Source organism: Christiangramia crocea (assembly GCF_022410465.1).
GTDB classification, from domain to species: domain Bacteria; phylum Bacteroidota; class Bacteroidia; order Flavobacteriales; family Flavobacteriaceae; genus Christiangramia; species Christiangramia crocea.
The window spans coordinates 593,680-615,056 of record NZ_JAJSON010000025.1; the positions used below are offsets into that span (position 1 = coordinate 593,680).

The window sequence follows — 21,377 nt, forward strand, 5'->3', positions numbered from 1 at the left end:
AACAGAAACCAAGTAACACTATTACTAATAATCAAATAAATAAAACCATGAAAAATTTAATCCTGGCCGCTATTCTTTTTATCAGTATTGCAGCTTATTCGCAATCTGATATTCTACCCCCCGAGATACAAATTAAAACTGCATTACTGGCTGCACCTACTGAAGAAAGAAGTGGTGCTATGGTCTACGGTTATGATAAAAACGGGAAAATGGTAGTATTAAAGGAAGGAACAAACAATATGGTGTGCATAGCTGATAATCCCGATTTCGACGGTGTTCAGGTAGCCTGTTATTCAAAGAAGCTGGAGCCCTTTATGGCAAGAGGAAGACAGCTTTCTGCAGAAGGCAAATCTGAAATTGAAAAAAGAAAGATCCGTAAAGAAGAAGTGGAATCCGGCAAATTGAAAATGCCTGATGCGCCAAGCACCCTGTACGTTTTCGCCGGCTCTGATGAAAAATACGATAAAACAACAGGAGAACTTAAGGATGGAAAATTCAGATATGTGATCTATATACCATACGCAACTACAGAGTCCACCGGCCTGCCTGCAAAACCCGAAGCTCCGGGAATGCCATGGCTAATGGATCCGGGAACCCACAGAGCCCACATTATGATAAGCCCGGCTAATAATTAAACAGTGCTTTTGAAGCTATAATCAGTTCCGTCAAGATGGAACTGATTATACTTTTTCTATTACCCTAAGCAGCTTTTTCGCGATCTCCTTAGCGATATCACCAAGTTCTTCATTCTTTACCGCCTGCATAGATGCGACGGGGTTTACTGCTGCCACTTCTACTTTTCCGTCCTCCAGTTGCTGGAGTATCACATTGCATGGAAGCATGGTACCTATTTTATCTTCAGCTGTTAAAGCTTTATGGGCATAAGGAGCATTGCAGGCACCCAGAATCTGATATCTTTTGAAATCCACATCCAGCTTCTTTTTAAATGTTTCGTTCACATTGATCTCAGTAAGTACACCAAAACCTTCATTTTCCAGTTCATTGGTAACTTTATCGAGAATACTATCAAAGTCTCCTTCTACAGTCTTGTGAAAATAATAATTCATGATTTAATTTTTTTGAAATTTAAAGTTAGAAAATACATCAGAATACTATAGTAACAAAGGTCACATTTATTTAAAAAATTCTACCTGTAAAATGATATTTATCATGTTTTTTCAACTCGATTAAAGGTAAATTCAAAGGTAAAATCATATTAATAATTTAAATAGTTCGTCATGTCATTAGTTAAATCCAAAAAGCAAAGATTTCCCTGGATGAATGGTGGTTTAGCCAAATCATTCGGTTTAGATGATCTTTTTGATGATGATTTCTTTACAATGGATAGGAGACTTCCCGCAATGAATGTAAAGGAACATGAAGACGATTTCGAAATCGAGTTTGCCGTTCCAGGATTCTCAAAAGAAGATTTTGAAGTTAGCATAGAAAATGATCTCCTATATGTTTCTGCCGAAAAAAGCAAGGAGGATATAGAAGACGAAGACGATTACACTCGTAAGGAGTTCAGTTATTCAAGTTTTTACAGGACACTTCAACTTCCTCAAAGTGTTGACGGATCAAAAGATGTAAAAGCTAAATACAAAGATGGTATCCTGAAACTTCAGTTATTAAAGAACAAAGAAGCCGCTAAAACACAACGTAAACGAATAGATATTTCTTAAGTATAACGTCTGATTTTTAAGCAAGGTAGGGGGATGCTAGAAAGTATCCCCTTTTTTATTTGAAAAATCATGATAGCAGGAATGCTAAGCTAAGCCACTGTTTAAGACAGCACTCCTCCAAAAAAAATCAACTGTACAATTCACAATCAAAGATTTTATCAGAGAATTCTGGATTTTCATCCTTATAGACCATTCCCCTGAAGCCGCTTACCTTACCATTTTTACAAGAGTAGCCCAGTAAACCCATTTCATATCCCTGGTTTCAATCCCTTTTGACATTTCATTCTCCAGGGCGGGAGTCATTCCTGCGTCAAAGTTCATCGACTTCAAATATTGTTCCCAGTTATCGAACATATTCACGGTTATATGTGAAGTATAAACATCGGTTCCCTGAGGCATAAGCACCCTTAATAATTGCCAGTTCCCCTTCACGCCACCATCAACAAATTTTTGATGCCAGGGCTTGAATGTGTTACTTTCGGCATTTTCATAGGCATCATACTGACCATCTTTAATCTTCATAAGATCAATAGAAGTTATCATCCCTGGTTTCATTTCAAATTCATCTTCTGTACTGTCTATCACCTGCAGAAAAAGTCTCACTGCAAGGTTCCGGGAACCCCCTGCCATATTCAAACGATTATCTAGCTCCTCATCGCTAAGATCAGGATAGGCCATTTTTGCGCTTTCAAGAATTCCCTCACCAGCCCTCATCATCTTTAATGGATCGTCAAAAACAGTAACCGTTAGATACTGATAACCCTGGTCTTCACCCCCAGGTAATAATTGCCAAAGATCCCAGCCTACAATATCACCGCTGTTAACACGCTGTTCATGTATGTTTTCCCAAAACTCCTCGGTTTCAAAGTAAAATGCTTCCTGTTCATTATCTACCTCCATGAATTCAAAAATGAGGTAGGTTTCTTCCTGAGCAAAACTAATGTTGCCCAGAAACATTACTAAAATCAAAATAAATAATCGTTTCATAATCTTCTGGTTTAGTTATATATAAATATACCAAAAAATACCCATAAACAACTTTTAATCAGACTGTTGGAGTTGAAAAAATTCAAATTAATTTAAAATAGATTCCTTCCTGGGGAAAATCAAATATGGAAGTTCTTTTATTAGTTAACCTGAAACACGTGCTCCGAGAATTGAAGGTTTTAAAAGTAAACTGCAAAGTGCGCTAAATCCTAAAACTGCAAATTCATTCATGGCACCACTTATTTCCACTTTGAAAAAACTAATTCCCAGCACATAATATATTACAGCTCCCAAAAATCCCATTAATATCCCTGCCATAAATAACTTCCAGGGATATTCCTTACTTCTTTGGAAACCAAAACGAATTAATGCTCCTACCAAACCACCTATCAATGAAAAAATAAGGAAGACAAATGGAAATTTTTGATGAATAACAATAATATTCGAATCTTGTATTGCAACCTCTGAAGAAGAAGTGGAAGCCTGAATATTTATACTATCCAAACCTTCAGACCTCAACTTAACCGTTTTTATTTCATTATAAGCCAATTTAAAAGAGCTGGGGTCTATAATTCCATTACTACTCTTTACTATTACATCTTCTTTCTTAGAATTACCTGAACCTTTAAATTGAACCGAAATAGGTATTTCCTGTATACCCAAACCTTGCATGCTATGTCTGTTCGTACTTATTTCCAGCACTGGTGTAACTTTCAAAAAATATGGATAGCCTTCAGGGATATTACTATTAGTAATTATACGAAGCTCTACAGAATCATTAGCCGATTTAGCAAATACTTTTACCCTGGTTGAAGGAAGATTAACATGCTCTATAGACAATTGTTCCGGATCAGGCTGAAGAACTGGGGATTTTATCTCAAGATGAATAGGATTTTTAACTTTCTGCCCATTTTCGTTCCCACTTTCAGAGTACATTATAAAATTTAATTCAGCTTCATAACCTTTCTCATTATTGTAAGTTAAGGGCTTTGAATTAATAATTACAGGAGTGACAATTAATTCTTCATCACTTCCATTCGGAGAGAAAACATAATACTCAGGAATAATTTTCAAATTGTTTTTCGGAATATTCAGATTGAACTTGCGCTCCATTTTCTCTTTTTCAGGCTCGGTGACTTTTATAATTTGATCATCATACTTAGCTATTATTAGCTTATTCATATTATCAGGCAGAGAAAATGAACCAGCATTTACAACCTCCTCTGCTTTTTTTTCAGAGTTCTCATATTCCTGAATTTTCACCTTTTGAGTTGCCGGTAAACTATTGATCTTTTGGTTGAGTTGTATTTTTGTTTCCTGACCTGTAGCCACAAAGAATGGCATCCAAAACAATAATAAAATTATATTTTTCATAGGATGATAGTTTTATTCTTAAGCTTTAAGCCGCCAGAAGGTTAAGACATCATTTTAAATTGTACTCCAGAGCTTCATTCATCCATTTCTGCATTTTTTCATTGTACATCTTTACCAGTGAAGTTTCTTCCAGCACTTCTTTTTCCTCTTCGGTAACAATATTCTTTTTAATCTTCTTCTCTTGCAATAATCCCTTAAGTCGCTTGATCTTAGCTTTGGTTTTTTCATCAGGTTCAAAATTGGTGACCTGTCTAAACTTCAAAATATGATTGTAGGCCTGAGATAACGTATTCTCCTGATACCAAACATTCATAGTAACATCACCGGTTACACCGCTGGTATCTGGTACCATATCACATAGTCGTGAGAGATTTTCGGCCTGCATATATTTCCTGTTAACATCCTGGGCCAGTAACTGATTAATTTCCTCAGGAGTTTTTTTCGCAGGAGGTTCAGTCTCTTCGCCCTCCGGGCGTTCAGGTTCACGTACAATTCCTGTAAGTCCGGTAGAAAGAAAATCAAGTTCTTCAGGAGGATATGGCATGCCCACTGAAAGCCAGGCGAGATAATTATCCTCTGATTTTGGGGCAACATCATCCCCATTGGTCAATACATCAAAGAGTTTTCCGAGCACTGAGTTCATCAGTTCATCGGGCAATACATCTTTTGCCATAATATTATTTTTTTGGTTTATTACTTAGATTTGAGAGTCTCTACCATGAATTCCCGGGTTGGTTTATCGAGTACACCACTGATAGTTAAGGAGCGATCGGTTGCCTGAAAATCTTTCAGGGCTTCCTCCGTTTTGGGTCCGAAGACTCCATCTGAAGTTCCACAATTGAAACCTAATTGTTTTAACGCATCCTGTAGTTGAACCACATCGATACCCGTATCGCCTTTCTTTAGAATCTTATTTGTGAAGTTGAGACGACCCACCGGGCGTAGCCTGCGATAACCTAATATACGGTCCATGGATTTTGCAGTTACTGAAACCTGGTTTCCCTGATTTCCTCCGAGACAATATATACGGGAGGAATTTGGAGAAAAACCTGTAAATATTCCAACATGACCTTTCCAGGATTCCCTGCTTTCACGCCAGAAAATAACAACATCGCCAGGTTCAGGATTCTCTAGAGGAATTCCTACATTCAACCAGGACCTGGCCGATAATTTATTTGTACGTTCCAGACCCGCCTTATGGGCCACCCAGTTCATAAAAAGACTGCACCAGGCCGAATCATCGTTTGTGTAATTAGTGAAGCCACAATCTTTGGCGTACTGGAGAATTTTCGGATTTGACTTTTTACCTGGAATTTCTTTAACACCGATTTCCGCCGTCGCAATGTTTAGTAGATTTTTCATGGTGATAGGTTTATATTAATCGACTAAAGGTGGGGCGAGTATGGACTTAAATTTAAGAATTTATTTAGAATAAAAATACCTAATACTTTGATTTAGTGGTGTTTATTAATATCATCCAATCGAAATGAAATGAATCACTTGTAGGTTTATACTTACATATATAAAATTGCTTACATTTTAGAGTATTCTGACAATCAACAAGTTACAACTGGAAATGAAACCCATGGAAGGTCCAGTAGATTGAGGGATTCCTTAAATTATCACTCTGACCAAAGGAATCTGGATACTTATCCTAAAAGCATAGTAATCCCGGGTAATTATCAGTCTAGTTTCTCTAACCTTTTTCATTATAAGAAACAGTAAAAAAATAGTATGATAACCTATATTTTTACAAAGGCATCCACAACATTTATTATATTTGTCCAACCCGGATAGAGGATATAATCCCCTTTAAGTTCAGGTAATTTTTCCTGATACCACATATTGATCCATTTTGCAAAAATGATTCGATAGTATTCTCTCGCGGCAACTAAACATCTTTATTAATATTATTATTTCCTAAGTATAATCTCCAGGCAGGATATGCTTTGAAATATAATTTGTAAGTATAATAAAATGTAAAGGAGCCCTATGAATCCATCTCTAAATGTCCGTCTTAAATCAGGAACATATTACCATTTAATATACTCCTTCCTTAATTTATTGGTGCTTTCTTTAGCTGGCTGTAAGAATGATATGAAAGAGGTCTATATCAGTCCCGATCAAGCCGAAGTTCATTATGGTAATTTTATAGGTTCAGAATCCTGTATGGACTGCCATCAGAAAGAGTACCAGAGCTGGGAAGGATCCCATCATGATCTGGCAATGAAAATTGCAGACACCAATACTGTAATAGGAGATTTTAATGATGTCGAATTTATCCATAAAGGAATCACTACCCGTTTTTTCAAAAAGGAAGAGGATTTTATGGTGAATACTGAAGGTCCTGATGGTGAATATCATGATTATAAAGTTAAGTATACCTTTGGCGTGGAACCGCTTCAGCAATACCTTGTAAAATTCCCGAAAGGGCAGTATCAGGTTTTGCTAACAGCATGGGATTCAAAGAAGAACAAATGGTTTGCTCTTCAGAAAGAGCTGGATATAAGGCATACAGAATGGATGCACTGGAGCAGAGGTGCCATGCGCTGGAATACTATGTGCGCTGATTGCCATTCCACCAATCTTCAGAAAAATTTTGATCCTGAAAAAGAAATTTACAACACCGAGTTCAGCGAAATTAATGTGAGCTGCGAAGCCTGTCATGGTCCTGCCAGTCTCCATGTACATTTCTACAAAAACCCCGAACCTGGTTTGGCCCCTCCTCCACTCTATATGGAAACTGATATGCCTTCAAAAGAAGTGGTAGAAAAGTGTGCACGCTGCCACTCAAGAAGATCTCAGATCACAAAATATTTTAATTATCAAGGGCATTTTCTTGATCATTATGATCCTGAGCTACTGGTATACCCCACCTATGAAAGGGATGGTCAGATAAAGGATGAAGACTACGTATATGCCTCCTTTATGCAGAGTAAGATGTATCATTCCGGAGTATCATGTATAGACTGTCATGATGTGCACACAACAAAAACGAGGAGCACCGGGAATGATCTCTGTTTAAAATGTCATGAAAGTAGTTATGATAAGCCTTCACATCATTTTCATCAGGAAAATTCTCAAGCCTCTTTATGTATTAACTGTCATATGACGGGAAAGACATATATGGGAAATGATTTTCGAAGAGATCATAGTTTCAGAATACCAAGACCGGATCAAACGCTTAAGTACGGAACGCCCAATGCTTGTAATTCCTGTCATGATAATAAAACCGCCGAATGGGCCAGTGAGATTGTGACCAGTAAATTTGGAGAAGAACGTGCTGAACATTTTTCAGATTATTTAATTCCGGGACAGCTTGGAGATTATAAGGCATTGGAATATTTAATCAGTAACAAACAATTTCCTGCAATTGTCAGGGCTACAGCAATACGGGAATTCTCTAACAGACCACTTTCTCCCGGAGAACTTGAACTTCTCCAAAGACAGCAAAATGACTCTTCAGCGCTTGTGAGAAATGAAGTGGTGAGAGCATTAACCAATATGGCACAACCTGATCTTTCACAATATATCAATGAATTATTAAACGATACTGTTCGCCTAGTGAGGATAAATTCTGCCAGATATTTCACTATAAGTAATCAAAACGCTCGGAATGATGAGGCCTTTAAAAAGGCCAAAGAGGAACATCTGGAATATTTGGAGATGAACGCTGATTTTCCTTCTGGACAGCATCAAATAGGAGTTTATCATGAAGCAAAAGGAGATATTGAAAAGGCTATAAAAGCATATCAAAAGGCCATAGAGATTGATGATCTTAATAATCATTCAAGGATGAATCTGGCATTACTTCTTTACAAGCAGGGTAAGATTGCAGAGGCAGAAGATCTTTACCTCAAAGTGATCGAACAGGAACCTCAATTTGCTGAAAGCTATTATATGCTTGGGCTTTTATATAATGAAACAGGGCGGCCGAAAGAAGCCATGAAATATCTTTCCAGGGCATGTGGGCTGGATACACCCTTAATGAGAGCCTGTTATAATTATGCCTTGCTATTACAGCAAAATGGTCAGCATACCGAATCTGTATCAGTTTTGGAAAAAGCTTTAGAATCCTTTCCCATGAATGAAAACCTGCTTTACGTTAAATTACTCGGTGAGCTTAAAAGCGGTAACAATAATGCGGCATTAAAAACAGTAAATACACTTCTGATTATCTCACCACAAAACCTCAGATACCAGGAGATCGAAAAACAGCTTCAAATAGAAAACAGAAGTCCAGTTAGAAATTAAAGAAATAGGTTTCTATATATTTAAAAGTTAAAAAGGGGAAAATCCCCCTTCTTTTTAAATTATATTAATGATATTTTGCCTTGCAAAATCCCCCTATGATACCTAACAGATTCATTCATCATCCTGATGTAAAAAAACTTGTAGAAGAAGCTGTTTCTATAAAAGTGAAGGGCACTCCTTTTTCTGACATTATCGATGAGGAAGGCAACCAATATGTTGACCTGGTCCAGGAAGGTGGTGGAGTATTGGGTATCGCCCTGGTTGGATATACTTATATCCTTGAAAAGGCCGGTATAAGATTCTACAGTCTGGCCGGGACCTCTGCCGGTTCTATCAATGCTCTGCTTATGGCCGCACTTGGAAAACCCGGTGAAGCCACTTCTGAAAAGATAATAGATATCATAGGAAACAAGAACTTCTTTGATTTTGTTGATGGCCCATCAGGAATCAAAAGCTTAATCCAGAAGAAGATCGAAAATGGAGGCAGTATTTTCTGGAATATTATATTTAATGCTCGTAAGATCTACCTGCTTTTGAAAAACAAGCTTGGCATTAATCCGGGAGATAATTTCGAAAACTGGCTTAGTAATATTTTACAATCCAACGGTATACAAAATCTCAAAGCGCTAAAAGAACACAGAGAAAATATTCCAGGCATTAGACACCGGAATAATCCTGAATACAAGGCTACTCCCCCCAAACTTTCAATTATAACCTCAGAGATCACAACACATTCTAAGGTAGAATTCCCAAAAATGGCAGATTTATACTGGACCAATGCTGAAACTATAAATCCTGCTAAATTTGTACGGACTTCAATGTCCATTCCCTTATTCTTCTATCCTTACGAGGTTAAAAATATACCCAATGCTGGTAAAATTGGTGATATGAAATGGGATGAATACGTAAGCTATAATGGAAAGGTACCAGAAAAAGTAAAGTTCGTGGACGGAGGTATGCTTTCTAACTTCCCTATAAATACTTTTCATGTCCAAGGAGTTCCTTCCCGCCCTACCTTTGGGGTACGATTAAGCACCTACCGGGAGAAATACTCTGATACCAATAAATTCTTCAGTTTTTGTGGTTCAATGATAAGTACCATGAGACAAATCCATGATTATGATTTTATCCTCAAAAATCCTGATTATAAAAAGCTTATATGTAAAATTGATGCAGACGAGAAATTTAACTGGTTAAACTTTGGAATGTCTGAAGAAAGACAACAACAGTTATTTTTACTTGGAGCCCAAAAGGCAATTAGATTTTTGTATGATTTTGACTGGGAAGAGTATAAAAATATAAGAAAGGAGTACTAAATATTTTCCAGGGTAAAGAAATTGAGAATCAGCACTACTGATGGAAAAATCATTCTTTACACGAATAATACATTCCTGAAACAGAACATACTTTTAGCCAATATTTAATTAACCACTCTGGTAGATTTTAAAAAAAGAGGAGTGATCATTTCCTTACGTTATTCAGCAAGTTCGCCTTCAAACTTTTAATAGATGGTTTCGAACCAAAGATTTTGCCTTATTCCAAAATTATTCTCGCTTATCTTAGGCCTATCTTCGACAGCTGTTTTTACCATGTACTTTTATTGGGTTTCCCAAATGATCAAGTGACTTAAAAGAATAGGAAGATGTTGCAGAAAGAATAGTTTTCCCTGAAGGTGCAAGACACCGTGCAGTCTTAAAAATTTCGCAAAAAGAAAAAGGAAAAATTAAATCATCCGGTAGATTCGCATCTCAATATCCTTTAATTATTTAATATTTTTACATTACTAAACTTTATACATTTATTAAAGCCCCTTAATTATTTCAATATTGGGATCTTCTGGTTCTTCCATGTCCTCACCAATATAAAAGCTAGGATGTGGCGGCTGATTATAGCTAACATTTTGCCAGGCTACACTAACTCTGTATTGTGGATTATGCATTAGAGTTATAAAATGATATGAAGTTGGGATATTTGTACTGTACAGCCTGAGAGAATTACTATCCTCGGCCCTAAAAATCACCTCCTCTCTCCAGTCTCCCAGGATATCAGCACTTAAAGCAGGAGTAGCTTTTGTCCAGTTATTAGATAATGATCCTTCTGCCCTTAACAGCTCTTCCACTTTCGATTCTTTGTAATCCCATTTATAAATAATATTCCCGTCCAATAATTCTCTTTGAAGATCTCCATCCCACCATATAGCAAAATTCATTGGCAACCTACGTTTGGATATTTCCTTTCCTTCGGCGCTAAAAATTCCACCCACAGCTCCCCACATTTCGCTTCCTGGAAAATTAGGATCTATATTGGCTGAAAGTCCTCTACCAACATCACCATTGGCAGGTACTCCCCACAGGGTATCACCAGTTTTTGCATCTCTTAACCACAGTCCCTTCCCTCTGTATTTATTTCTATCTTCTTGGGCTGTCCATATTTCCAATCCATCTCTTCCCGGTACAAGATCGGAAACGTGCATGGCGTCTCCATGTCCTAATCCAGAATTATAAAGACCGCTTCCGTCATCATCAACCGTCATGGAACCAAATATTACTTCATCCTTTCCGTCTTGGTCCACATCAGCTATACTTAACTGATGATTTCCCTGGCCTGCATAATTCGAATATGCGTTTTCATTAGAATCGAATATCCAGCGTTTGGTCAATTTTCCATTCTTCCAGTCCCAGGCCACCAGAACACTACGAGTATAATAGCCCCTTGTCATTATCAGGCTTGGTGTTTTGCCATCAAAGTAGCCTACGCCAGCCAAAAAACGATCAATCCTATTTCCATAACTATCACCCCAGATTTTATTTAAATCTTCAGGTTCCGGATTTTCCTTACTGGGATGCCTGGAGGGAAGATAGTTAGTTGTTTCTAGTGCTTCTCCAGTTTTTCCGCTGAAAATTGTAAGAAATTCGGGGCCCTTTAAGATTCTTCCTTTATCATTCCTATGATCAGTATTCGGATCTCCAATAATTTTGCCTTTTCCATCCATTGTACCGTCAGCAGTTTTACATGCCACCTCAGCCAGACCATCACCATCAAGGTCATATACTATAAATTGAGTATAATGGGCTCCTGCCCTAATATTTTTCCCCAAATCTATTCTCCAAAGCTGCTCACCATTAAATTCATATGCATCCAGAAATACATTACCGGTATAGCCGTGGTGAGAATTATCTTTAGAATTAGAGGGATCCCATTTTAATACAATCTCGTATTGCCCGTCTCCGTCAAGATCCCCTACACTTGCATCATTAGCTTTATACTCATAATTTTTACCGTCGGGTGAAATACCGGCTTCAGGTTTTTGAATCGGAATTTCGAGGTAGGCATTCTCCCAGACCTCAACCTTTTCTGACACAGCCAACTTATTATTTGAGCTTATGGGTTTAACAACATACCCCCCTTTTCCATTAGTTGTATCTACAAAACAGGTGCATTCGGTAATTGGTTCTTCATTTAATTTGACGCTGTCTTTGTATATATTGAAACTGATATCCTTTGAGTCATCAGCTAATAAACGCCAACTCACAAACACGTTTTGGTCATCTGTTTTAACCGCTACTACTCCTCTATCCAGATATTCCATTTCCTTTTGAGCATTAACACTCAGGATTGTAGAAAAGACACTAATTAAGATTATTACTTTTGAAAAATTAATCCTTCTGTGCTCATCACCTTCTAAGCTTTTATTTTTTTTCATAGTAATTGTGTTAGAGTTTTATGAGGGTTAAAAAAATTTGGAATTTAGGCCATTTGCGATAGCGGTCAGGTAGGTTAGAGAGATTTTTAAACATGGCCACAACTCCTTAAACTTAAAATTAAGAAAGAGCCCTCCCTTAGCTCTTTCCTTAATTCAAAATCTACAAACTACAAGTACATTTTATCTGAACGGTATTTGAACTCACTCTTTATTGAATGATTTTAAGATAAAACCTTTTTAGCTTAAATATATTGATTCTTCTCATGTTTCATTTTCCCATTCAAAGGGAACAATGTCCAAATTAATATAAAATTATAGCTTATGGTTTTGAACTGTATCCTGCAGTATCCTGATATATAATTTGGTGATAATTAAAGGAGGGAGAAATTCATTTTAATGAGGTACTATATCCTGAAACAATTTAGTGGTTTTATCTCTCCCTAAATAATCAGGCTACTACAGGATAGCATTATAAAATGCAAGAATAGTTTAATTCGAAATAAGTTCACTGTAGATTAAAAAAATTTGTTTTCGTTAATCCTTTATATAATATAATGACTAATTGGGATGATTTGACGCTATGCAATTCCACTTTCTACTAAAAAATTTTACGATTTTCCTTACTTCCAATATCACCTTACCACAATATAAGTCATGAATGTAATTTGATAATTCTTATCTCATATATTTTACTTAAATGAAGATTTCCTTTTTAAAATTGATAGGTTTGAAAATGTATGCTTTATTCATCCTGAATCACATATAAATAATCTGTTACCATTATTTAATTTGGAATTCACGGTAAATCTTTTCAAAAGAATTGGTATTAAATCACTCTTTAATCCACCTTTATTATTAACTTAGAAGTGTATTTATTACATTATTAATGAAAAGCTCTTCTGGTATTATCACGTGCCTTTTTACTCTCTGCCTGAGTATGTCAACATTTGCTCAGGCTCCTAAACTAGCGGCCAGCGGGGATCAGTTATATTGTCCTTTATCAACTATTCCTATCGTCACATCCTTCAGTATACAAAACCCATCTTCGTCTCCTATTAATGCGGTATTCATACAAATTTCTGAAGGATATGATGCACAACACGACAGATTATATTTAACTGGAAATCATCAAAATATCTCTTCGAACTGGAATCAGACTACTGCAAAGCTTCAGCTTAACATATCACCAGGAACTACTTTGGAGCAGATAACTGAAGCAGTTTCTAATATATATTTTGAGAGTACCAATAACAGTTTTAGGGGTGAAAGAGTATTTTCCATCACCACGGGTCAGGCTAATTACCTCGCTTCTACAGGTCATTATTATGAATATGTATCAGATTTGGGAATCTCGTGGGAAGATGCAAAAATAGCTGCTGCACAGCGTACTTACAATGGACTGCAAGGATACCTTGCCACTCTAGTATCTGCTGAAGAAGCCCAACTTTCCGGAGAACAGGCTGATGGAGCCGGCTGGATTGGCGGAACAGACAAAAATGCAGAAGGTGTCTGGAAATGGGTGACCGGTCCTGAAGGGCTAAATGGCGGACTTGTTTTCTGGTATGGAGGCTCTTCAGGTTATTCACCAAATTATGCTAACTGGAATATTAATCAGCCAGATAATGCCCATGGCGGACCTGGCGAAGATTATTTACATATAACAGATCCTTCGGTAGGTAATAGAGGTGCGTGGAACGACCTCCGGGTAGATGGAGATCCTCCAGGTGTATACCATCCCAAAGGCTATATCGTAGAATACGGTGGCATGCCAGGCGATCCCGAAATAGACATTTCAGCAAGCACCCGTATTTATGCGGCTGAAATCACAGAAACATCAGCAACATACATATGTGGTCCAAATATGGTCTCAATCAGTGCTGAAGCTAATGCAGGAACAGTGTACTGGTTCACCGCTGCTTCAGGAGGAACTCCTATTCATGAAGGTACAAATTACAATCCCACGGTTAATTCCACGACAGATTTTTATGTTTCGGCCGGTCCTAAGGGATGCAATGAGAGTCAGCGCGAGAAAATCACAGTTACTTATTTTGAACCTATAACAGTAATAAACAATAATGTCAAGCTCACCATTTGTACAGTGGATGGTTCACAGGAAACTTCCTCAACTTTTGATCTGGAAGAAGCAATCCCAATGATTAGTTCTGATTCCTCCTATTATTTTGAATTCTACACCTCGCAGGCTGATGCTGAATCTGAAACCAACATGCTGGATGAAACTCTGTTGAATATTTCTACGAGCAGCGAAGTTTTTGTTAAGGTAAGTAACCAATCGCCATGTTTTGAAATTGTAAGACTTAGCCTGGAAGTCTCTTCTTCGAACCTTCCACAAAACTTTATCCATACTTTATCTACCTGTGATAATGATGAAAATCAGGACGGTTTACATAACTTTGACCTTTCTGAAGCCAGAGGAACAATTTTAAACGCGTTGCCTGCAGATCAAAATTATTCCATTTCGTTTTATTCCAATTCTGAAAATGCATTAAATGAAATTAACGAAATAACCAACGAAGCGAATTTCATTAACGAAACTCCAGGCCGTCAGGAACTCTTTGTTAGAATAGAAAATGAAAGTACAAACGGATGCTATGCCATTGGCCCCTATGTGGAACTGGTGGTAAGGGAAATGCCGGAATTCGATTTGCCTGAGTTCGGCCAGTTTTGTTCGATGCAACCTTCATACGATATAATTCCCATTGATACTGATGAAACTTATAATTATGCATGGTATGATGAAGAAGGAAACCTGATTAGTAACAACCGGGAACTTACGGTTACCTCACCAGGATGGTATTCGGTTTTCGCCACTTCCAGTGAGGGCTGCACTTCAGAAACAAAGATGATCGAAATCATTGACTCCGGACCTGCTGCTCTAACCTGGGAAAATGTCAGGGTTACAGCTACAGGAGATACTTACGAGATCAGTATTATAGATCCTGAACTTTTGGGAATCGGGGATTATGAGTTTATCCTGAACACTCCGACGGGACAATATCAAAATGATGGAAATTTTTATAATGTTCTTCCAGGGACTCATACCCTCTACATAAACGATAAAAATGGCTGTGGGATCAGCAGCCTGGAATTATTCCTTTTTGGTATTCCAGAATTTTTCACCCCTAATGGTGATGGCTACAATGATAGGTGGAATATTAAAGGGATCCCAAATCAGGAAAACTTTTTATTATCAATTTATGACCGCTATGGAAAACTTTTAATAAGGCTCGACCAACAGAGTAATGGATGGAATGGCAGGTATCTGGGCAAATTGATGCCTGCTGATGATTATTGGTTTCATCTAAATTTAAAAGACGGTACTTCTTATAAAGGCCATTTCTCACTTATTCGTTCAACCCGATAACAGAAAAGTCAATAATTATTTCGTAAACAAAGCGATAAATAATCAGGCAGGAACTCAAATAAATTCAATATACTTTAAGATAACCTATTTAATTTCAGATAATTTATATTCTAAATTTCTCATTATCACCTTCGGCCTCTTCTATTAGGAGGCCCGCCACCAAACTTGTCCAGTTTATACGTAAAACTCAGCATTGCATAACGGGTTAAAATAAGGCTACTGGTATCCTGAATAAAATCATCCCCAATATCTCTGCGGGTATCTATATTCTGATCCAACAGGTCATAAACTTTAAGTTTTACTGTTGCATCATCTTCCATAAATTGATAGCCAAGGCTCATGTTCCAGAACCAGGAAGAGTTTTTAAAACCTGGTGATGCTATCCCAAAATAATTAAAAGAGATATCATTCCCGAAGATCACATTTTCCGGCCAGAAAGAGGTTACTTCCAACCCAGCCCGGTGATCAATGAAGTTTTCATTCCTGTCTGGATTAATATCATATCTTGTTTCGTTATAGGTTAAATTATAATTGGGATTGATCTCGATAAGTTCTTCAATTGCATAGGTAAAGCGAACAGAGGGGCTTACCCGATACCTGTATGCCTCATACTTCTCGCCATTGGTGAATCCCACATTCTTATCAAAATTGGCTCTAAGGCCCATCCTGTACCTGAATTCCTGTTCTTCCTTCTTGGTTTGTTTATTATAGAATACCCCCACACTGGCATTGACAGTTCCATCCACATTTGTGAAGGTAGTAGTTCTTACAAGATCTTCGTTTAGGGTAGTTACAGATACGACTCTGTCATCGGTTAAATTCAAATTGGCCCAGGTGAAGATCCCCGTTCTGGTTTCAAAATCAAAATTGCGATAATTAAAATCAAAACTTTGACGGTAAGAAGGCTCCAGACCAGGATTACCCACAACGATGTTCAGCGGATTCGTCCTGTCTTCTACGGGTTGCAGCTGTCTTATGGATGGTATATCCACATCGGTCTCATATTCAAAAGATAAGCTCTTGGAACGCTCTATCTCATAGCGAACCTCAGCCTCCACGTACAGATTATTATAACTGTTGTCCAGGGAATTATCCTGAAGATAATCGGTATTCAGGAGCTCGGTATAAAGTAGTCCTATCTCTGTTTGGACTCTCCAGATCTCTCCTTCATAATTAAGTCCTATGTTTGGCGTATGCCTCCTGCTGGTCGTTTCAAAATCGTTACTTAAGGTATTATTCAGAATATTGTAGTTGCCGCTGGTTTGCTCAGCCTCATAAACATATCTTTTGTTCGTTGAATTTGAATAATCAAAGTCATAAGAAATATCGAGAAAAAAGTCTGTGACCAGTACGCTTCGGTTACTTGCTTCGAATGAATAGGAATTCTCTTTCTCATCTTCATCTATATACTGATCCTGGATCTCAATGTTCTCTCCACCTTCTTCCCTAAAAACACTTTCAGAATAAAAGAAGTTATCGTTCTTCTGCTCCCTGTGCCAGTTGGAAAATTCCAGTCTTAGAAAAGCACCATTACCTCCAAATCGCTTAATGAAATCTATATCATTACTAAAGTTCGTCCTTTCAAGTTCTTCGTCGCTTTGGGTTTCTGTAGCATTGATCTGCTCCCGGTTTTCGTTAAGGGACTCGGCTGTACTATTCCGATGTGATTCACCTATATTCATATCAAACCGTGGTCTTACTGAAAGACGTGTGAGGGAATCGAATTCCACTTCGAACCTTAAGTTAGCTCTGTGACTATCATTTATAAGATTCTGGCTTTGTTCTGAATTAGTGAAATATGTAGAATCCGGGAGAATATTTTCTCTGGAAACACGGGTTCTGCTTTCAGTGTTGTTTCGTCCAAAGAAGTAATCGCCGTTAACTTCATATTTATCTTTCCATTTATTCACAAAGTTAAGTCCCGCGGTCTCCGACTTGGTAATACCGCCACGGTTACCTCCAAAAACATTTCTTCCGGCGCTTCTGCCCATCATCCCATACACCTCATCATAACTAAATCCTGAACTGTTGATATTATTTGAACTTCCCAGCGCACTGAGTCTTAGATCATCCTTGAAGTAATTTGCAATAGTACTGAGCTCATATCTTTCGTTGGTCCCGCCACCGGCCGTAGCCCGGGCGAAATACCCCTTGTTCTTATCCTCTTTAATGGTGATATTAACGGTTTTATTATCGGGATCTCCCGGTTTACCCGTGAACTCTTCAGCTTGTGTTTTTGTATTGGTTACCTGTATTTTATTGATGATCTCCTTGGGAAGGTTCTTCGTGGCTATCTTAGGGTCATCTCCAAAGAATTCCTCGCCATTTACAAGTATACGGGACACGGGCTTCCCGTTCACTGTAATATTTCCATCACTATCTACCTCTACCCCGGGAAGTTTTTTCATGAGTTCTTCCAGGTTGGCATCGGGACGGGTAGTGAAAGAATCGGCATTAAATTCAAGAGTATCTTTCTTTACCGCAATTGGCGCACTTTTAGCAGTAAGTACAACTTCTTCCAGTTGATTATCCTGAATTTCCATCTTTATAGGATCTAAATCAAGCTCATTTTTTACCTGAATGATTGCCTGATGTGGTTTGTAACCTGAAAAAGAAATGATAAGATTTAATTTTTCTACTTCAGCATTACCTGAAAGATTGAAACCTCCATCTTTTTTAGAAATGGAATAAGTCACCAGGGAACTATCGGCGGGTCTTTCCACATAAACAGTTGCCGATTCAAGGGGATCACCCTGTTCATCCAGAACCACCCCACTGATCTTAAAATTCTGAGAAAAGATTAAATTGAAAAAAAGAAGGGCCAGGCAGGTAAAAATAGATTTCATAAATGATTGGCTGTTTGGTGTTATATTAACACTTTATATGAGTAGGACTTCATTTGTAAGCAAAGGTTTAATTACCAGTGCCCTTTCTGGAAAATTAAAAGTTATGTTTCTGTTCTTTATGAATAAAAAATGGGATTTTAATATGAGCTTTTATCAGCAATTACCTAGATTGGCCACGGTAAAGAAATTCATGCTGGATTATGAGACATTTTCCGGGCCACAACTGGAAAACTTACGGAACAGGCTGCAATAAAAAACCTGAAAATAAAGCCGAGGATCGTAAAGTTTGATGCCGTGGTGATTCCTAGTACAGGTTTAAAAGAACTAAATACAGAGAAGAAATTATTAGCCTACCAAATTACATCACGGCTCCACCAAATCTATGCCCTTATTTGAATATCAACTAATTCGCAACTCATGGAATCATAATATCTTTTTGCATAGGTCATTTCTTAGGTTGGATCCGGTTCGGGCTGCAAAATAAAATGCCTGATCCAGGAGAATCCTAATCCCTTGCAATTCTCATGGTATTAGAATACATCCAGACTCTAATTGCTCCAAATAAATCGTGGGCGAAAGAGTTTTTACGGTTATTACCAGCAACTTTTATAGTCACTTCATTAAAAAAAATCCATTTATTCAGCTAAAAATATATAGGTTTTACCCTTTTGTGTGGGAAAATCATAAACCCGATATTCAGGTAGGTCTGTTTTTTCTATTTCAGCTTTTTCAGACACCAGTATCTTTTTTATCTCAGGGTTCTGATAAAATTTATTTGGATTTTTACCTTTTGCCCCGGGTAATTCAATTCGGTTCTCATCTAAGAGAACTTTCGTTGTCCTTATTCTGCAGACTCCTCCCAAATTAGAATGGATTTTAACCTTTTTCAAATGGTTTTCTTCCCATTTAATATCCACTTCGAAATTACCACGGGCCTTTAAGCCTTTAATTTCACCCTTATGCCATGCTTTTGGTAAGGCAGGTAATAAATGGATAGCGCCATCATGCGATTGTAATAACATCTCCGCTATTCCTGCAGTACAACCAAAATTTCCATCAATCTGAAAAGGTGGATGGGCATCCAGTAAATTAGGATAAGTCCCTCCTTCTTCAGGACCGTCACCGACTTTTGTTAGCTGGGTTCGTATCAAGTCGTATGCCCGGTCTCCGTCAAACAGACGTGCCCAGAAATTCACTTTCCAACCCATTGACCACCCGGTGGATTTATCACCCCGATATTCCAAAGTATTTCTTGCAGCAGAAAATAATTCAGGATTTCTAAATGCCGATATCTGAGCAGAAGGATGTAAGCCATACAAATGTGAAATATGCCTGTGCTTATCTTCCGGATCGTCCCAGTCTTTTATCCATTCTTGCAGTTGTGAATATTTACCTATTTGCATGGGAGGTAAGCGTTTCCGGTAATTTTTCAGTAATTCAGAAAATTCCGAATCCTTTTTAAGTATTTCGGCTGCCCTGATAGCATTCGAAAACACATCAAAAACCAGCTGATTGTCCATAGTAGTTCCATAACTAACCGCTACACCATTTTGATAAGTGTTCTCTGGCGAAACAGAAGGAGCTATAACCGACCAGCCATTTTCTGGCTCTTCATAAAGTATATCTGTATAAAATTCCGCCGTAGATCTTAAGATCGGGTAATATTTTTTCAGAAATCCCAAATCTCCTGTAAAGAGATAATGTTGCCAGATATGCTGAGTGAGCCAGGCGCCGCCCATCGGCCACAAACCCCAGCTAAATGCACCATCTATAACCCCTGTAATTCTCCATAGATCTGTGTTGTGATGCATATTCCATCCCCCAGCATTGTACATTGCTTTGGCACTTTCCCTGCCGGTTACGGATAATTCCTCTATCATCTTGAATAATGGCTGATTTAACTCACCCAGATTAGTAATGTCTGCCGGCCAGTAATTCATTTCTGTATTAATATTTACAGTATACTTACTGTCCCATGGTGGGTAAAGTTTATCGTTCCAAATACCTTGAAGATTAGCAGGCTGGCCTCCATGACGGGAACTCGAAATTAAAAGATACCGCCCAAATTGAAAATATAAACCAACCAATCCAAGATCATTGGAACCTGAAAAGTTTTCCAGGCGTTCATCAATAGGAATATCCTGAAATTCTGGATCCCCAAGTTTTAATGAAACCCGATCGTACAAGCTCTTATAATCTTCAACATGAGAACTTATCAATGCCTTGTATGATTTACCTTTTGCTTTCTTAAGATATTTAGCGGCTATTTCGTTTGACGAGTTACTGAGGTCTTTATAGCTTTTGAAATTTGTATCAATACTCACCAGTACCAAAGCTTCATCAGCATTCTGAATTTTTATGCTATTTTCTTTTACAATAATATTTCCGGAATTGATTACCGGATAGGCCAGACTTGTAAACTTCACTTTACCGATTTTATTTTCCACATCACCAGTAGTAGCGGAAAGCTTAAGAATATTATCTTTAACAGAAACCTGAGAGTCCTTATGTGCAGTCTCAAAACTAAGTTCCAGGGAAATACTTTTCTTCTTATCTGCTGTGATTCGAACCACTAAAAGTTGATCTGGATAAGAGACAAAATATTCTCTTTTAAAATTTACATCACCAATATTATACTCTACTCCTGCAATAGCATTACTAATGTCCAGAGTTCTTTTATAAGAATTAACTTCCTTGTGTCCCGGAAAACTTAATACCAAATTACCAACCGATTGGTAAGGCATACCATAATTGTTTCCTTGAATAGCCTCCCTTGGAAAAATTTTATTGGCTAGATCCTGTGCCTCCTGATTTTTTCCGCTAAAAAGTAAGTTGCGAATTTCCTCTATTTTTGAAGATACACCCTTGGGAACATTATTACCAGGTTCACCAGCCCAGACTGTCTCTTCGTTAAGTTGAATCTTTTCTTCAGTAGGAATGCCATATACCATTCCTCCTATTCTTCCATTACCAATCGGTAAAGCCTCATTCCAATTTTCTGCCGGGCTGTTATACCAAAGCAAATGATTAGGTTCCTGGGCGTTCCCAAATTTTAATACGAACGCGAAGCATAATTGTAATAGAATTATTTTTCTCATTATTAAATTTATTACACCCATTGATTTGCAAATAAAGCCCTCATATTTACT

The 21,377-nt window shown here is 37.7% G+C and carries 14 protein-coding genes; 6 read left to right on the forward strand and 8 right to left on the reverse strand.

What is annotated here, in order from left to right:
• Nucleotides 1-47: 47 nt before the first annotated feature.
• The gene (locus LU635_RS14235; RefSeq protein WP_240100161.1) at nucleotides 48-635 is read left to right on the forward strand and encodes a hypothetical protein; all 588 of its coding nucleotides are present in this window, start codon (nucleotides 48-50) and stop codon (nucleotides 633-635) included.
• Nucleotides 636-680: 45 nt separating this feature from the next.
• Here the strand turns inward: LU635_RS14235 and LU635_RS14240 are convergent, their stop codons facing one another.
• Complete coding sequence (locus tag LU635_RS14240) at nucleotides 681-1,067, reverse strand: DUF302 domain-containing protein (protein WP_240100162.1); 387 nt, start codon at nucleotides 1,065-1,067, stop codon at nucleotides 681-683.
• A 171-nt stretch (nucleotides 1,068-1,238) separates the two neighbouring features.
• On the opposite strand from LU635_RS14240, the gene LU635_RS14245 reads away from it, so the two are divergent.
• Entirely contained in the window at nucleotides 1,239-1,682 is a 444-nt protein-coding gene (locus LU635_RS14245; protein WP_240100163.1) for an Hsp20/alpha crystallin family protein, read from the forward strand.
• A gap of 207 nt (nucleotides 1,683-1,889) precedes the next feature.
• Here LU635_RS14245 and LU635_RS14250 read toward each other — a convergent pair whose 3' ends face one another.
• The 4 genes from LU635_RS14250 to LU635_RS14265 all read right to left on the reverse strand — a co-directional run bounded on the left by LU635_RS14250 (nucleotide 1,890) and on the right by LU635_RS14265 (nucleotide 5,405).
• Nucleotides 1,890-2,669, reverse strand: a complete 780-nt coding sequence (locus LU635_RS14250) for a hypothetical protein (protein WP_240100164.1) — start codon at nucleotides 2,667-2,669, stop codon at nucleotides 1,890-1,892.
• A 144-nt stretch (nucleotides 2,670-2,813) separates the two neighbouring features.
• Nucleotides 2,814-4,043, reverse strand: a complete 1,230-nt coding sequence (locus LU635_RS14255; RefSeq protein WP_240100165.1) for a CrcB family protein — start codon at nucleotides 4,041-4,043, stop codon at nucleotides 2,814-2,816.
• Nucleotides 4,044-4,092: 49 nt separating this feature from the next.
• A complete protein-coding gene (locus LU635_RS14260; protein WP_240100166.1) occupies nucleotides 4,093-4,716 on the reverse strand; it encodes a hypothetical protein in 624 nt (207 codons plus the stop codon).
• A gap of 20 nt (nucleotides 4,717-4,736) precedes the next feature.
• The gene (locus LU635_RS14265) at nucleotides 4,737-5,405 is read right to left on the reverse strand and encodes a C40 family peptidase (RefSeq protein ID WP_240100167.1); all 669 of its coding nucleotides are present in this window, start codon (nucleotides 5,403-5,405) and stop codon (nucleotides 4,737-4,739) included.
• Nucleotides 5,406-6,035: 630 nt separating this feature from the next.
• Here LU635_RS14265 and LU635_RS14270 point away from each other — a divergent pair.
• Together LU635_RS14270 and LU635_RS14275 are read left to right on the forward strand one after the other, a co-directional pair.
• Complete coding sequence (locus LU635_RS14270; protein WP_240100168.1) at nucleotides 6,036-8,297, forward strand: tetratricopeptide repeat protein; 2,262 nt, start codon at nucleotides 6,036-6,038, stop codon at nucleotides 8,295-8,297.
• Nucleotides 8,298-8,392: 95 nt separating this feature from the next.
• On the forward strand, nucleotides 8,393-9,613 hold the full coding sequence (locus LU635_RS14275; protein ID WP_240100169.1) for a patatin-like phospholipase family protein: 1,221 nt from the start codon (nucleotides 8,393-8,395) through the stop codon (nucleotides 9,611-9,613).
• Between the two features lie 485 nt (nucleotides 9,614-10,098).
• On the opposite strand, the gene LU635_RS14280 is transcribed toward LU635_RS14275, so the two are convergent.
• On the reverse strand, nucleotides 10,099-12,000 hold the full coding sequence (locus tag LU635_RS14280; protein WP_279343901.1) for a rhamnogalacturonan lyase: 1,902 nt from the start codon (nucleotides 11,998-12,000) through the stop codon (nucleotides 10,099-10,101).
• Nucleotides 12,001-12,937: 937 nt separating this feature from the next.
• Here LU635_RS14280 and LU635_RS14285 point away from each other — a divergent pair.
• A complete protein-coding gene (locus LU635_RS14285) occupies nucleotides 12,938-15,382 on the forward strand; it encodes a T9SS type B sorting domain-containing protein (RefSeq protein WP_240100170.1) in 2,445 nt (814 codons plus the stop codon).
• Nucleotides 15,383-15,507: 125 nt separating this feature from the next.
• Here the strand turns inward: LU635_RS14285 and LU635_RS14290 are convergent, their stop codons facing one another.
• A complete protein-coding gene (locus tag LU635_RS14290) occupies nucleotides 15,508-18,228 on the reverse strand; it encodes an outer membrane beta-barrel protein (protein WP_240100171.1) in 2,721 nt (906 codons plus the stop codon).
• A gap of 37 nt (nucleotides 18,229-18,265) precedes the next feature.
• Between LU635_RS14290 and LU635_RS14295 the strand changes: the two genes are divergently transcribed.
• Nucleotides 18,266-18,481: a hypothetical protein gene (locus tag LU635_RS14295; RefSeq protein WP_240100172.1), complete on the forward strand. Its 216-nt coding sequence runs from the start codon at nucleotides 18,266-18,268 to the stop codon at nucleotides 18,479-18,481.
• Between the two features lie 382 nt (nucleotides 18,482-18,863).
• Here the strand turns inward: LU635_RS14295 and LU635_RS14300 are convergent, their stop codons facing one another.
• Nucleotides 18,864-21,326 (reverse strand): glycoside hydrolase family 95 protein, encoded by a 2,463-nt coding sequence (locus LU635_RS14300; protein WP_240100173.1) that lies wholly within the window; start codon nucleotides 21,324-21,326, stop codon nucleotides 18,864-18,866.
• Between the last annotated feature and the right edge of the window lie 51 nt (nucleotides 21,327-21,377).